The organism is Synechococcus sp. JA-3-3Ab (assembly GCF_000013205.1).
Classification (GTDB): domain Bacteria; phylum Cyanobacteriota; class Cyanobacteriia; order Thermostichales; family Thermostichaceae; genus Thermostichus.
In genome coordinates, this window is sequence record NC_007775.1 from 2,431,842 (window position 1) to 2,445,717 (window position 13,876).

Genomic DNA, 13,876 nt, shown 5'->3' on the forward strand with positions numbered 1-13,876 from the left:
GTGTAGCCTCGGCCTATCCCACTTAGGATCCGCTCTCCTGGGCCAGGCGGGCAGGGATCCCATTGCTCTTGGGAGTTGTTTGTCCAATCCAAGTGCCGATGGGCTCCCCTTGCACCACCCGGTAGATGTTGCCGGGAGTGGTCAAGTCGAAAACCACGATGGGTAGTTGATTTTCTTTGCAGAGGGCGATGGCAGTGCTGTCCATCACCCGCAGATCGCGGGTAAGCACATCCTGGTAGCTGAGGACATCGTAGCGGCGGGCCTGAGGATGGGTCTTGGGATCCGCGTCATAAACCCCGTCCACCTTGGTGGCTTTGAAGATCACCTCGGCATCGATCTCCGCCGCCCGCAAGGCCGCAGTCGTGTCGGTGGTGAAGAAGGGATTTCCAGAGCCTGCCCCAAAGATCACCACCCGCCCTTTTTCCAGGTGACGAATGGCGCGGCGACGAATGTAAGGCTCTGCCACCTCCTGCATGGCAATGGCCGTCTGCACCCGCGTCGGGATCCCGGCCCGCTCGATGGCATCTTGCAAGGTTAAGGCGTTGATGACGGTGGCCAACATCCCCACGTAGTCAGCAGAAGCTTGATCCATCCCCTGGGCAGCCGCTTCCTTGCGCCCGCGCCAGATATTGCCCCCTCCCACCACGATCGCCACCTGCACGCCCGCCCGCACCACCGAGGCTACTTCACTGGCAATGGACTGCAAGACCTCGGGGTCAATCCCGTAGGGACGTTCCCCCATCAGGGCTTCACCGCTCAGCTTCAGCAGAATACGTCGGTACTTCATGGCTATCCGCTCCAGCCCACCCCTGCCTACAATAGCAGCTTTGCTGGGCTAGCTCCGGTCAGGGTGTTGGTCAACAGAGCCTCTCGACGAACTTGCCATCACGGCTGCTGTTCTTCGCCAGCGCTGGCCTCCTGATCCCGAGGAACAGAACGGAAGCGGCGGCTATTGCGAGCACGACTTTTCTGAAACTGCTTGGCATACTCGCGGTTGCGCTCGGCTTTTTCCCGCTTCAGGTTGCGTTTTTTGGCCATGCTGGTCTTCCTGACCGGTTGTCCGGCATAAAGTGAGGCACTCAGGTGGAGTGCGAGGCGTCCTTAATCGTAACATGCTTTGCCGGAGCCATCCTGAAGGCCTCTGCTCAGCCAGCTATGGGCAGGGATCCCCAGAGCAGAGATAGGCCGATCAGGAGGAACCCCACGCCTGCCGAGGTTTTGATCCAGCGGGGGGGGATGACTCGCGCTACCCAAGCCCCCGCCCATACCCCAATGAAGCTGGTGCTGATTAGGGCAGCAGCAGCTCCGCAGAAGATCACCCCAAGATTTTGCGAGTGGGCGCTGAGGAGCAGGGTGGCCAACTGGGTTTTATCGCCCATTTCGGCCAGCAAAATTGAGCCGAAGCTGACCAGAGCAGCTCGCGCCGCTGTCTGTTTCAAGAAAGAGAACATCTGACTGCTGTGCTGGCTCAACACGTTTCTCTGTAGCCACGTTGCTGATACATTTACGCTGAACACTGCTGAGCATTACTGCTCAGCGGTGAAGCGATAGCATTCTGTCCGTTTCCGTTGTCACTACGCGATGCTGACGCGACCGCGCTACTCGGACGGAGTCCAAACAGAAAGGCGGTATCCCGCAAAGCTCTGAGCATAACACCCAGAGCGCCTTGCCAATCTCGTGGTAGCCTATGGTTGCACTTTGGGCATCTAAACACCTTTGCGCCACCCAACTTGGTGTGGATGTGCCCGCACTTGGTACAGGTTTTGCTGGTGTACGCTTCCGATACTTCCACGACAACCACGTTTTTCTTCTTGGCTTGAAACTTCAGGAGCTGCTTGAACCGGTAGTGCGCCCAGGTGAGCATCGCCCTTGCTGTCTTGCTACCAAACTTCCTCCCTGCCTTGGCAACCATCTTGGCTGACTCGAAAGTGGGGAGGAATATCAATCGGTAGTTATCCGTTAGGAACGCCGCTACCTTGCGATGGCACTCGTCCACCAAGTTCCTGATTCTCTCCCGCAGACGAAACGCCGCTTGCCGCATTCGCCTACGCTTGGGTCTCGGTGCTTTACTCAGCCTGGACTGCAGATCGTCTAGGTGGTAGCACAGCCGAACGATCCTGCCAAAGTCTCCCTTGGCAATATCTACAAAGCCCGCCCCATCAAACCCTGTAAGGAAGCTTCTTACTCCAGGGTCAAGCGCAACAACCCCCTTTGCTAACGAACACTGCTCGTTCACGGGCTCAGGAAAGATGGCATACCATCTGTCTTTCACCCGCATTAGCTCAGTTCCACGTGCCCATTCTCTGGGCATCTCCTCGGATGCGCGGAACGCCAAGCCTCGGGTGAGTTTCGGATACCACGTCCCATTGCGAAAGTTGCCGGCGTTGAATTGCAGCGTATGCGACCTGTCTCGCACACTGCGAAACCTCGCGTCTTTGCTTCGGCGAAACGCCAACCACGCCTCGACGACCGCGTTCTGCTTGATGTGGCAAGGGACGTCCTTCACCCACTCGGGTAGGTCGGAGCGCAGGATGATGTCCCGCAGCTTTCTGGCCGTTCTTGGAGCACCATGCTGACGCTGATAGGCAATCGCTTGGTTGTAGCAGTACCGGCACGCCGCTTGCCACCGCTTCCAAACTTTAGCCAGCGCTGGCTCCGGATAAATCCGTATCTTTCTCGATTGCAGCCCGGTATTTTCTGAGTCCGTAGAGCCGACTGCTGAAGCAGTGCAGGATGGTGAGGATATCCTCAACCAGTTCCTGTTGGGGAGAAAGGTGATCGTCATCGAGAACCAAGATTTCGCACCCGTATTGACGGCAGTACCACTCAACGAGCTCAAATCCAAACCGGCAGAGTCGATCCCGGTGAGCGACCACAATTGTTCCGATATCTCCTGCACGGACTCGTTCCAATAAGGCAAGGAACTTTGGTCTTTTGAAGTCGAGACCGCCGCCAACCTCTCCGACCACTTCGGCTCCAGGATAGAGGTTAACCAGTCTTGCAATCTGTCTCTCCAAGTCTGACTTTTGCCCTCGACTGCTGACTCGGGCGTACAAAACGACTCGTTTGGCTTTCTTTGGCGTTCTGATGTAGCTGTCGAGGTCATACCTTCTTGCCCTACCAGATGGAGTACGTATTGCTTTGATCCAGCCCTTCTGTTCCCATCGCCTCAAGGTGTGGAGACACACCCCAAAATAATCCGCCGCTTCTCTCGGTTTTACATACCTAGCCATACCAAGCAGCCATACTGAACATATTGTACATTATTTTCAGTATAGTCCAGCATATCATTGACTAGAGTCATGCTCTTACACAAGAGGATAGCTTGGTAGCCCTGTACTTGAGTACGCGGCGGAAAAGCCCTTGAGCCACTTTAGTTGCTTCTTTGTTATTAGTACAGAGCTTCTCCAGGAAAACAACCTACTGCGGTGCAAAACCCGCGTGGCAATAACTAACCTGGCGGAACTTAAGTCCGAAGTAAGCAGAACTTTGAGGTTATGCCTCAAAGGACTGTCTAGAGGCGTCTTGACAGCGCCTTCGCGAGTCCACTTTGGGCTGCGTAAGAATCCCCTGGGTGGGAGTGTCAAAGCCACCCTTCCCCTTCACGGGAGATGTGTAAACTACCGGGCTCCGACCGCTCCCCAACCCCCGTATACGGGGGGAGGTAGGGGGGCTGGTTTACAGCAGCCCCCAATAATGCAATCACGTTGGCACCGTTAAAATCTGCATCCCCTTTCCAGCCACAGACCGAGTTCACACAACGAAAATGCTTCCCTTCCCGTTGCCCAATCCACAGGCACGGGTGGCAGGTCTGCGAGCTGTAGGCAGGCGGCACCACCCCAACCTGGATCCCGGCCCGCAGCGCCTTGTACTGCACAAACTGCTTCAGTTGATAGAACGCCCAACTATTCGACCGCCGCCGCTCTATCTTAACTGCGCGGCTGTCGGTTGGTGCGCTCCCTAATGCCACTCAGGTCTTCCAGGGCAATAAAACTGTGGGTGGCCTGCGCCCTCGACACAATCGCTTTGGAGATGCAGGGATTGACCCAGGTTTGCAAGCGTCTCTCCTGACCAGACAGCCGTTGCAAGAGTTGGCGGCATCTGCGCCGACTAGATCTTGTGCCCTGACTGGCTTTGCGTTGAAGTGACGCCCGCAGCCGGGAGGAGTGGTCTCTGACCTGGTTCAACGGCTGTCCATTCCAGTTGTCCTCCTCTGAGGTATGGGCAATATCTCTCCTCCCCAAGTCCACCCCCATCGCCTTGGGGGTGTCTGGCTCGACGCCAATCTGGATGTAGTGAGAACCCTCTTTGCGTTTGACCAACGTGGCCGATTTGGGATTGGTGCCGGCCAGCATCCCTCGTTGATAGTTGCCAATGGCCAACTCAAAGCGTTCCCGACCCTCTACGGTGGTCAGCGACACCGTCCAGTCGTTCTCGCGGAAGGAAAAGATGCGGGCATCGTAGGTCACGAAGCCTGCCTTGAAGGCCTTGACCGGACAGTTCTGTTGCCGGGCAACCTTACGCGACCCTGCCACCCGTCTGCATACCTGTTGTGCCAGGATAGCCCAAAGCAGGTACGAATCTCGCGCTAGCAGAGAGATTGGAGCTTGACGGCGTTGACTATCTTCTCTGGTGTGTTCTCATTCACCCAGTTCAAGGCCTGCACAAAGGCGTCCAGAGTCGCATCCAGCTTGACGGCTTGTGACTCCGATACCTAAGGACTCCGTCCCGCTAGCGCGAACAGTTTGATAGTCAAGACTTGGGGCATGCTGTAACTATACATCAACAGACCGCATTCCTCCCGTCACTGACCGGCCCGGCCCCCGGCCCCCCAGTCCCCCCGTATACGGGGGGATACAGGGGGGCTGGGCGGGGGGATATAGGGGGGTACAGGGGAGCTCCCGCGGTTTCTAGCTGACCCGCATACCCCGAAACGAAACAGAGCGAGGGGTCTGTCTAGATTACTGCCCCTCGCCCTCCTCTACTTGTCTAAACTACACGGGCGCTCCAAGACCGGTATAGGAGCCATAGAAGAAAAGCCCAACCACCGTGACCACACCCAAACCGACAACCACAGCCACTATCCACAGAGGGATCCTTGCCTGACTAGTCATAGCAACTGGCCTCCAGAAGAAAAAGATAGGTCTAAAAAGTTGCACCCGTAGTCTGCAAAGAGAACCAAGGGCTGGCTAAGGTAAGCCTACATTGATCCCTACAGCTTTTTCTCAACTTAAGACCAGAGACAAGTGAAGTCTCAGTTGAGAAAGTAGCTGGAAAACAACAGCCCCACCACAAACACCAGCAGCAAGCCCAAGTATAGGGAGGTGCGGTTTAGCTCTACCGGCTGGGTGTTGGGATTCTTCTCAGGTTGATCAGCCATGGGGTTCACCGTTGAATAAACTGCATTGCGGCAATAGCTCCCAAAAAGAAAACGGTTGGAATCGCCAAAGTATGCACCGCCAACCAACGGACAGTAAAAACGGGGTAGAAAACAGGCTCGTCAGGTTTGTTAACAGATTTGGTCGCCATAGTCCAGATCCTGCATCTTGGAACGCAAAATAGATTTACAAATCGCAACAACTAAAGAGTTGCCAGCCTGGCCCTGCTCTTTCCTAGCGAGTTAACTTTTCCAGTTGCTCAAGAGCGTTGAAGCGGTCGCTGACAATCGGTAACTCCTGCCGCTCTGCGGTGAAATACTCATTGGGGCGCGGGGTGCCAAAGATATCATAAGCCAAGCCGGTGCTGACAAAAAGCCAACCCGCCAAAAACAAAGCGGGAATGGTCAGGGCATGAATAACCCAGTAGCGGACGCTGGTAATAATATCGACAAAAGGTCGCTCTCCAGTGTTGCCAGCCATGAAACTCCTCCCTGCACTAGGGGCAAAAGGGCTCTTTGAGTCTATAACACAATGATAAGGAGTTGCATGCACAGCTACAAGTTACAAGACAATTGCTCAAGCTGTTTGCCGCCAAGCGAGGCCCCATCCTTGCATAGGTAAGATCTCCTAACAGCCTCTGAGTTCAACTCTAGGGCAGCGTGAGCCGGAACGCCTGGGGTAGGGGATCCCACTGCCAAAGGGCGCAATCGCGACTGACATCGAGGGCTTGAGGACACGGCGGAACTTTGAGATAAGCTGACTCTGAGGGGATGTCAACGGAACAGGAGTAACAGCTATGCGGTGCTCGTGGCCCCTAGCCCTGGGCCTATGTTGGACGCTAGGCTGGTCAAGCCTCAGCTTGCCGGCCTGGTCGCAAGGGGTCGAGCAGCAAGCCTCGCTGGCCTGGGCCGATGCCTACGTGGCAGCGCTGGAGCGCCAGACGGACCTGGTGCTCACCCAGGAGCCGCTGTCGGCGACCTTGACTCGTCTGGAATTGGCCCAGTGGCTAACGGAGTTTTTCGGCTACGTCCCCAACCCCAACCAGGTACAAGAGATTCGGGATCTCGAGCCCAATACCCCCGACTATTGGACGGCCCAAGCGGTGCTGCAGGCGGGAGCGATGCGCCTGTACGAGGGCAACGAGTTTCGCCCGCAAGGAGATCTCACCCACCTGGAAGCCCTGGCTATTTTGGTGCGGGCCCTGCAATTGCCTGCTCCCAACCAGGACGATATTGAGCGCTGGATGGCTCTGTACACCGATGCTGCCGAGGTGCCGGAGGTGGGGCGGGCTTTTGTGGCGATGGCAGGGGAAGCAGGGCTATTGGTGAATGTGCCGGATCCGGCCCGGCTGCGGCCCAATCGGGTGCTCAGCCGAGCCGAGGGGGCGGTGCTGTTGCACCAGGCGCTGGTGTATCGCGGTCAGCTTCCGCCTTTGCCAGCTCCGGTGGCGCAGTTGCGTCCCTCTCCTGCTCCGGTGGCCAAGACTGTCCAACCCGAAATCTTGCAAACGCGGATTACCCCTGAGTCGGGAGTGGTGCCGCCAGGGGGAACTCTGACTGTTGAGGCCCAGGCCACTCCCAACGGCAGGGCCACCGTGGATATCGGCAGCTTGGTGCAGGGCTTGCCCATGCAGGAGGTGCAGCCCGGCTATTACCGCGCCGTTTACATCCTTGGCCCTCAGGACAGCGCCCTCAGTCCCGATATTCGTATCCAACTGAGCCTCAACGGACGGGAGACCCGCGTTCAGCGGCGGCTCCCTCAACTGGCCCTGGGCAATGTCGCTCCCCCGCCGGTGGAATCGGTGTTTCCGCCCCCATCCCCTCTGCCACAACCGGCCACCCCTGAGCCTGCTCCTCTGGCTCCAGTCGGCAACCGCTATCCGCGTATTGAGGCGATTCGCTTGGATCCCCAGCGCGACCTGGTGGAAGGGGATATTCTCACCATTGCCATCTGGGGGGACTCGGGGGGGATCGCCCAGTTTGATTTGGGGAATTTGGCCCTGAACCAGCCGATGCGGGAGGTGCGACCCCACCACTACGAGGGCACCTACGTGGTGGCCCCCACCCACCAAGCCAGCAACCCCGTTTTGCGAATTGTGCTCACTAAGGATGGCCTCAGCCAGGAACACCGGGAGATCTTCCCTTTTGCAATCGATGGATCTAAGGGAACCCGCTCCACCATCCAGCCGGTCTCCGCACCTGTCGCTGCTGGGCTGCCCCGGATTTTCAATGTCACCACCAACAGCACCAACCTGCGCATGGGCGAGATCCTCAAAGTTACGATGCGAGGGGATCCGGGGGGGCGGGCAGCTTTTCGCATCGTCGGGGTGACGCCGGAGGTGGAGATGCGGGAGGTGGCGCCCGGCCTCTACGAAACCCAGCAGCAACTGCCCTTCAACATGCAGCCGGTCAACAACGGCCTCGTTGAGGTGATCCTGGAGCGGGGCGGCCAAAGAGCCACCCAAACCAGCCCCTCGCCCATTACCATCGCTCCCTGAGCAAAACTTGCCGTGCAGCCTCGCGAGAACTTTATCCCGCTGGTGCAAACGGTAGCTCAAGGAATACGATCCGCTTGCCCAGCTATTGGCGTTCACCGGCAGCTTGGTAGTTACAGCCATCTCAAATGGCAATGAAACGTTTCTCTGCGTCGTTATTGCTACGCAACGCTGTCGCGGACGCGCCGGCCGTGCGGAGCACTATCCCCAACTCCCCTCTCCCTTTGGGAGAGGGGCCGGGGGTGAGGGTAGAGGGGGTCGGCGGCAAAGTGTCTTCGTCTTGTTTGAAACGACTATACGCCCCTTGGCTAGACGGCTGCCTCAAAGGGATCCGCGCTGCGCTGGATCTGGGTGGATAATTTGGGAATCACCTGCAGCTTGAACTGTTGCTCGAAGACCTTTTTCTTCTCGTTCAAGCTCCACAGCTCCAGGGCACAGTCGTCGTTAGGGTGCTTGGGATCCAAAATCAGCTCCATGCAGCGGGGGCCTTCTCCCAGAAGCTGAAAACGGCAGTGGAGAGCTTGGATGGCCTGCAGGCGGCGGCGATCCAGAGCACAGGCTATGCGCAGCAGGGGGCTGAGCTCGAGGACAACTTGGCGATCCCGCTCGTTGCTGAGGCGTTGAAAGTTCTCGTGCTTCTTCTTGGGGGGCGACTTGCGGTGGTAGCGGGCCAGGTTGGCGATCACCTCTATCTCTTCCTCGTTGAAGCCCAACAGCTCCCCGTGGCGGATCAGGTAGTAGGAGTGCTTGTGGTGGGCGGCATGGCTGATGAAGTGGCCGCAGTTGTGCAGCATGGCCGCCGCCCAGAGGAGAGCTCGCTCGCGGGAGCCCCAGGAGTGCAGGATGCCGCGGGTCTGATCGAAAAGACTGAGGGCAAACTCCGCTACCCGCTCGGCATAGGGGAGCTCCACCTGGTATTTTTCCGCCAGCTTGAGGATGCTGCGCCGCCGCACCGAGCTGTGGTAGCGCAGCCGATCTTCAATGAGCCCCTGGCCGATCATCCAATCCACGATCAGCCCTTCCCGCAGGGCCCGTTCGCAAAACTGGATCCGCTCCACCCCCAGCAGGGTCATCACCTCCTCCAAGATGACGGCCCCAGCCAGGATGATCTCCCCGCGTCTTTCCCCAAAGCCGGGCAGTTTTTGCCGTTCGGCCACGGTGAGGGAGCGCAGCTCTTTGACATAGGCCCGCAGGGCTTCCAGGCTGAACTCATACCCCTGCAGGCGAGTGGGGGCAGCGCCCAGCCGACGGCGGGCATCCAACTGGGCCAAGCACTCGATGGTGCCGGAGGTGCCCACCAAGGTCAGGGATCCCGGCTGTTGGGAGGCTTCGACGATGCGCCGCATCTGCTCAATGGGAGCTTCCAGCATGCCGCGGACATGTTGCCGCAGCGCCTGCAGCTCGGCGGAGGTGGGCGGATCGTGGTGCAAAAAAGCTTGGGTCAGGCGCACCGCCCCCACCTTGATGCTGCGTAGAAACTCCGGCTCTTGGCCGTTGCCCAGAATCAGCTCGGTCGAGCCGCCGCCGATATCCACCACCGCGTGCAGCCGATTGTGGAACTCCATGGCCGAGAGCACCCCCAGGTAGATGCGGCGGGCCTCCTCCTGGCCGGAGATCAGCTCGATGCGCAGGCCCAGCTCCTGCTCGATCCGCTTCAAGAACTCCGGCCCATTGGGGGCCTCGCGCACAGCGCTGGTGGCCACGGCAACGATATCCTGCACCTGAAAGCTCTCGGCAATGCGGCAAAACCGCTCCAGAGCCGTCCGGGCCCGTTCCATGGCAGCAGGGGTAAGGGCGCCCGTCTGGCTGCAGAATTCCCCCAGCCGCACGGTGGCTTTTTCGCGGGAGATGATGGTGAAGCTGGGGATATTGGGGTTAATGCGCACCACCACCATGTGCAGGGAGTTGCTGCCCACATCGATGGCGGCTATGACCGGAGCAACTCCAGACTCAGAAAGGGGGGCCGGTTTCGGTTCAGAGGCGGCGGCAGAGCGTTCGGCAAGGTTGGCGAGCGAAGAGACCATGAATGAATTCAGAGGTTGCGACACTTTGCGACACTTCTAGAATACTGTGTGCTTTCCCCCCTTTTTCTTGGCCGAGCTGTGGGTTTAAAGGCGACGGTCTTTCTTAAACAGAGAGTTGTCCCCGTTGGGGATCCCGGCTGTTCTGGCCTCAGACTAAGATAAAAGCACTGCAGAGTCATTTTTGTCGCCAAGCGGGTTCCGATGTCTCAACCAGCCGCATCCCCTCAACAGGCCAACAGCCCCCTCAAGCTGCTGCGTACCCACGAATCTCCCAAGCTGGAGCGCATCCGCCACACCACCTCTCACGTCCTGGCGATGGCGGTGCAAAGGCTGTTTCCCAAGGCCCAGGTAACCATCGGCCCGACGACCGACTATGGCTTTTACTACGACTTTGACCATCCCGAGCCCTTCACGCCGGAAGATCTGGAGCGCATCAAAAAAGAGATGCAGGCGATCATCAAGAAAGGCTTGCCGGTGATCCGCGAGGAGGTGAGCCGGGAGGAGGCCAGGCGCCGCATCGAGGCCCTCGGCGAACCTTACAAGCTGGAGATTTTAGATAGCATTCCCGAAGGCGAGCCGATCACCATCTACCATCTGGGGGATGAGTGGTGGGATCTCTGTGCCGGCCCCCACGTGGAAAACACGAAGGAGATCAACCCCAAAGCTTTTGACCTGCTCAGCGTGGCCGGCGCCTATTGGCGGGGGGACGAGACCAAGCCGCAGCTCCAGCGCATCTACGGCACCGCCTGGGAGACGCCGGAGGAGCTCAAGGAATACAAGCGGCGGCTGGAAGAGGCCAAGCGGCGGGATCACCGTAAGCTGGGCAAGGAGCTGGGCCTATTTATATTTGCCGATGAAGTGGGGCCGGGCCTGCCCCTTTGGACCCCCAAAGGAACTACTCTGCGCTGGGTGCTAGAGGATTTTCTCAAGCAGGAGCAGCTCAAGCGGGGCTATCTGCCGGTGGTGACGCCCCACATTGCCCGCGTGGATCTGTTCAAGATCTCCGGCCACTGGCAAAAGTACCGGGAAGACATGTTTCCCATGATGGCCGAGAGCGAGGAGGCGCGCGCCGCTGAACAGGGCTTTGTCATGAAGCCGATGAACTGTCCTTTTCACATCCAAATCTATAAATCAGAGCTGAGATCCTACCGCGATTTGCCGCTGCGCTATGCCGAGTTCGGCACCGTCTATCGCTACGAACAATCGGGGGAATTGGGGGGCTTGACCCGCGTTCGCGGCTTTACGGTGGACGATGCCCACCTGTTTGTCCGGCCCGATCAGCTGGAGGAGGAGTTTCTTAAGGTTGTCGATCTCATTTTGGTGGTCTTCGACAAGCTCAAACTCAAAGATTTTCGCGCCCGCCTCAGCTTCCGCGATCCCAAATCCGATAAATATCTGGGATCCCCGGAAGAGTGGGATATGGCCGAGAATGCCATTCGCCGCGCGGTGGAGAAGCTTTCAATGCCGCATTTTGAAGGGATCGGAGAGGCGGCTTTCTACGGGCCGAAGCTGGACTTTATCTTCCGCGACGCGCTGGATCGGGAGTGGCAGTTGGGCACGGTGCAGGTAGACTACCAAAACCCGCAGCGCTTTGACTTGTACTATGTGGCCGAGGACGGATCCCGGCAGCGGCCGGTAATGATCCACCGCGCTCCCTTTGGTTCGCTGGAGCGGCTCATCGGCATCCTCATCGAGGAATACGCGGGGGATTTTCCCTTCTGGCTGGCGCCGGAACAGGTGCGCATCTTGCCCGTTTCCGACCAATACCTGGGCTATGCCACCCAGGTGCGGGATCAGTTGCGAGAACAGGGGATCCGCGTCCACATCGATGCCGACAGCGACCGCCTGCCCAAAAAGATCCGCAACGCCGAGAAGGCCAAGGTTCCCTTCATGCTGATTGTGGGGGAAAAAGAGCAGGCAACTGGCACAGTGAGCGTGCGGCAGCGCCACGGAAAAGACCTGGGATCCCTGACGGTGGCAGACTTCCTGGATCAGGTGCAGGCGCTCAACTAGCCGGTTGCGGCAATGGAGGGCAGTGGAGTTTTCAGAACTTGAGGATCCCAGATGCCGGGGAGCTCAAGAAAGGGCCTGAATGTCCCTTTCTAAAGAAAAGCCAGCCGACGGCCGTGTTGACGGCCCGCCGCTATTCTGGCGGCAATGCCCAGAAGATCGTTGTGGGGCGGGAGCTTTCCTGTGGATCCAAGGTGCTGGTGGCTGCCCAACCGACGCGGGGGGTGGATGTGGGGGCCATCGAGGCCATTCATCCTAAGCTCCTCATCTCCCGCTCTGCGATTGTAGATAACAGCACTATGAATTGTAGCTCTTACTACAGTATTAGCTTCTCTATTGGAGATAGGCTTTTGTGCATTCAAAGTCTGACCGCAGAGTGATGACTCAAGGATAGGATCCCATGCCCAAAACGCTGTTTAAAGTTGACCTGACTAAGCCAATGGATCAACAGGATCTACCGGGTCACAACCGCTGGCATCCTGATATTCCCGCTGTGGTTTCTGTAAACCCTGGCGAGGTATTCCGAATTGAGTGTAAAGACTGGACGGATGGGCAAATCAAAAACAACGATGATCCTTCCGACATTGAGCAGGTTGACCTAAGCGTTGTCCATGTTTTGAGTGGGCCTATTTGGGTTAACGGCGCCCAGCCTGGAGATATCCTGGTTGTCGATCTGTTAGACATTGGGCCACTGCCGGGAGACGAGTGGGGGTTTACAGGTATTTTTGCCAAAGAAAATGGAGGGGGATTCCTCACCGATCATTTTCCCAACGCGGCCAAAGCCATCTGGGATTTTCAAGGCATTTACACCACTTCCAGACACATTCCCCATGTGCGCTTTGCCGGCATCATTCACCCCGGCCTCATTGGCTGTGCCCCATCTCACGAGTTGCTGGCGGCTTGGAATAAGCGGGAAGCTGAGCTGGTCGCTTCGGCTCCCGATTTGCGCACTTACGGCGCGGGGCTATCCGGCAATCAGCCTGTGCTGGCCGCCTTGCCCAATCCCAAGAACGCAATTTTGGGAACTTTGCCCAAGTCAGAGTATGAGCGGGTTGCTGCTGAAGCGGCTCGGACGGTGCCCCCGCGAGAGCACGGTGGTAATTGCGATATTAAAAACCTGTCTAAAGGAACACGGATCTACTTCCCGGTTTACGTGGAGGGTGCCAAGCTGTCGATGGGAGATATTCACTTCTCGCAAGGGGATGGGGAGATCTCTTTTTGTGGCGCTATTGAGATGTCGGGCTACATCGATCTCCACGTCGATCTAATCAAGGGTGGTGTTGAGAAGTACGGATTGGTTAACCCCATTTTTAAGCCCGGCCCTGTTGAGCCACGTTACTCGGAATACCTTGTGTTTGAGGGCATTTCTGTGGACGAGCTTACAGGTAAGCAGTATTATATGGATGTTCACATTGCCTATCGACGCGCCTGCTTAAATGCCATCGAATATCTGAAAAAATTCGGCTTTACGGGAGAACAAGCTTATCTGCTGCTCAGTGCTGCACCGGTGGAGGGCAGAGTGAGTGGGATCGTCGATATTCCCAATGCTTGCTGTACGGTGGCTATTCCTACGCAAATCTTCGACATAGATATTCTCCCTAGGTGAATGTTATCCGATGCCTCGTTCAAGGGGGTGGAATAGGAAGATGCCGCTGTATGAGTTTAAGTGTCAAACCTGTGGGGAGTTTGAGGTATGGCGGCCCTTATCTCAATATCGAGATCCGGCCTATTGTCCTTCTTGCAATCAGGAAGGGAAACGTCTCATTTCAGTTCCCATGGTTCAGCTTTCCAGCTCTTTGCCTATTTCAAAGGGGGGAAGAGAACCCAAACTGATCAAGCGTGAACAGCACTCAAATTCTGATCCAAACTCGCCAAAATATCGCTCCCAATCCTGTGGGCGACCTTGGATGTTGCACCATTAGTTATTAGACATAGTTGTTTCAGGCTAGGGTAAGACGCCTGGGCTATTG

The 13,876-nt window shown here is 57.5% G+C and carries 15 protein-coding genes and 1 pseudogene; 5 read left to right on the forward strand and 11 right to left on the reverse strand.

The window, feature by feature from the left end; genetic code table 11:
- Positions 1–22 precede the first annotated feature (22 nt).
- The 10 genes and pseudogenes from pyrH to psbE all read right to left on the reverse strand — a co-directional run bounded on the left by pyrH (position 23) and on the right by psbE (position 5,858).
- Positions 23–787, reverse strand: coding sequence for a UMP kinase (gene pyrH / locus CYA_RS11380; RefSeq protein ID WP_011431217.1), 765 nt, complete (start codon positions 785–787; stop codon positions 23–25).
- A 98-nt stretch (positions 788–885) separates the two neighbouring features.
- The gene (locus CYA_RS15105) at positions 886–1,038 is read right to left on the reverse strand and encodes a hypothetical protein (RefSeq protein ID WP_011431218.1); all 153 of its coding nucleotides are present in this window, start codon (positions 1,036–1,038) and stop codon (positions 886–888) included.
- 107 nt (positions 1,039–1,145) lie between these two features.
- On the reverse strand, positions 1,146–1,451 hold the full coding sequence (locus tag CYA_RS11385; protein ID WP_099812838.1) for a TMEM165/GDT1 family protein: 306 nt from the start codon (positions 1,449–1,451) through the stop codon (positions 1,146–1,148).
- A 53-nt stretch (positions 1,452–1,504) separates the two neighbouring features.
- On the reverse strand, positions 1,505–2,752 hold the full coding sequence (locus CYA_RS11390; protein ID WP_148203210.1) for an RNA-guided endonuclease InsQ/TnpB family protein: 1,248 nt from the start codon (positions 2,750–2,752) through the stop codon (positions 1,505–1,507).
- Positions 2,640–3,233, reverse strand: coding sequence for an IS607 family transposase (locus CYA_RS14205; RefSeq protein ID WP_011431221.1), 594 nt, complete (start codon positions 3,231–3,233; stop codon positions 2,640–2,642). Before CYA_RS14205 ends, CYA_RS11390 begins: the two co-directional genes overlap by 113 nt.
- 350 nt (positions 3,234–3,583) lie before the next feature.
- Positions 3,584–4,690, reverse strand: a pseudogene (locus CYA_RS11395) (RNA-guided endonuclease InsQ/TnpB family protein).
- A gap of 304 nt (positions 4,691–4,994) precedes the next feature.
- The gene (locus CYA_RS14210; protein ID WP_011431222.1) at positions 4,995–5,114 is read right to left on the reverse strand and encodes a photosystem II reaction center protein J; all 120 of its coding nucleotides are present in this window, start codon (positions 5,112–5,114) and stop codon (positions 4,995–4,997) included.
- 140 nt (positions 5,115–5,254) lie between these two features.
- Positions 5,255–5,380 (reverse strand): photosystem II reaction center protein L, encoded by a 126-nt coding sequence (locus CYA_RS11400; RefSeq protein ID WP_011431223.1) that lies wholly within the window; start codon positions 5,378–5,380, stop codon positions 5,255–5,257.
- 5 nt (positions 5,381–5,385) lie between these two features.
- Entirely contained in the window at positions 5,386–5,529 is a 144-nt protein-coding gene (psbF, locus tag CYA_RS11405) for a cytochrome b559 subunit beta (RefSeq protein WP_011431224.1), read from the reverse strand.
- Positions 5,530–5,612: 83 nt separating this feature from the next.
- The gene (gene psbE, locus CYA_RS11410; RefSeq protein WP_011431225.1) at positions 5,613–5,858 is read right to left on the reverse strand and encodes a cytochrome b559 subunit alpha; all 246 of its coding nucleotides are present in this window, start codon (positions 5,856–5,858) and stop codon (positions 5,613–5,615) included.
- A gap of 316 nt (positions 5,859–6,174) precedes the next feature.
- Here psbE and CYA_RS11415 point away from each other — a divergent pair, with 316 nt between their 5' ends.
- The gene (locus tag CYA_RS11415) at positions 6,175–7,875 is read left to right on the forward strand and encodes an S-layer homology domain-containing protein (protein WP_011431226.1); all 1,701 of its coding nucleotides are present in this window, start codon (positions 6,175–6,177) and stop codon (positions 7,873–7,875) included.
- Positions 7,876–8,180: 305 nt separating this feature from the next.
- Here the strand turns inward: CYA_RS11415 and CYA_RS11420 are convergent, their stop codons facing one another.
- A complete protein-coding gene (locus CYA_RS11420; RefSeq protein ID WP_041438558.1) occupies positions 8,181–9,896 on the reverse strand; it encodes a Ppx/GppA phosphatase family protein in 1,716 nt (571 codons plus the stop codon).
- Positions 9,897–10,097: 201 nt separating this feature from the next.
- Here CYA_RS11420 and thrS point away from each other — a divergent pair, with 201 nt between their 5' ends.
- The 4 genes from thrS (at position 10,098) to CYA_RS15755 (ending at position 13,828) form a co-directional block, all read left to right on the forward strand.
- The gene (gene thrS / locus CYA_RS11425; protein WP_011431228.1) at positions 10,098–11,909 is read left to right on the forward strand and encodes a threonine--tRNA ligase; all 1,812 of its coding nucleotides are present in this window, start codon (positions 10,098–10,100) and stop codon (positions 11,907–11,909) included.
- A 113-nt stretch (positions 11,910–12,022) separates the two neighbouring features.
- A complete protein-coding gene (locus tag CYA_RS15405) occupies positions 12,023–12,286 on the forward strand; it encodes a hypothetical protein (RefSeq protein WP_228375316.1) in 264 nt (87 codons plus the stop codon).
- Between the two features lie 20 nt (positions 12,287–12,306).
- The gene (gene fmdA, locus CYA_RS11435; protein WP_011431230.1) at positions 12,307–13,512 is read left to right on the forward strand and encodes a formamidase; all 1,206 of its coding nucleotides are present in this window, start codon (positions 12,307–12,309) and stop codon (positions 13,510–13,512) included.
- Positions 13,513–13,552: 40 nt separating this feature from the next.
- On the forward strand, positions 13,553–13,828 hold the full coding sequence (locus tag CYA_RS15755) for an FmdB family zinc ribbon protein (RefSeq protein WP_041438561.1): 276 nt from the start codon (positions 13,553–13,555) through the stop codon (positions 13,826–13,828).
- Positions 13,829–13,876: the final 48 nt, after the last annotated feature.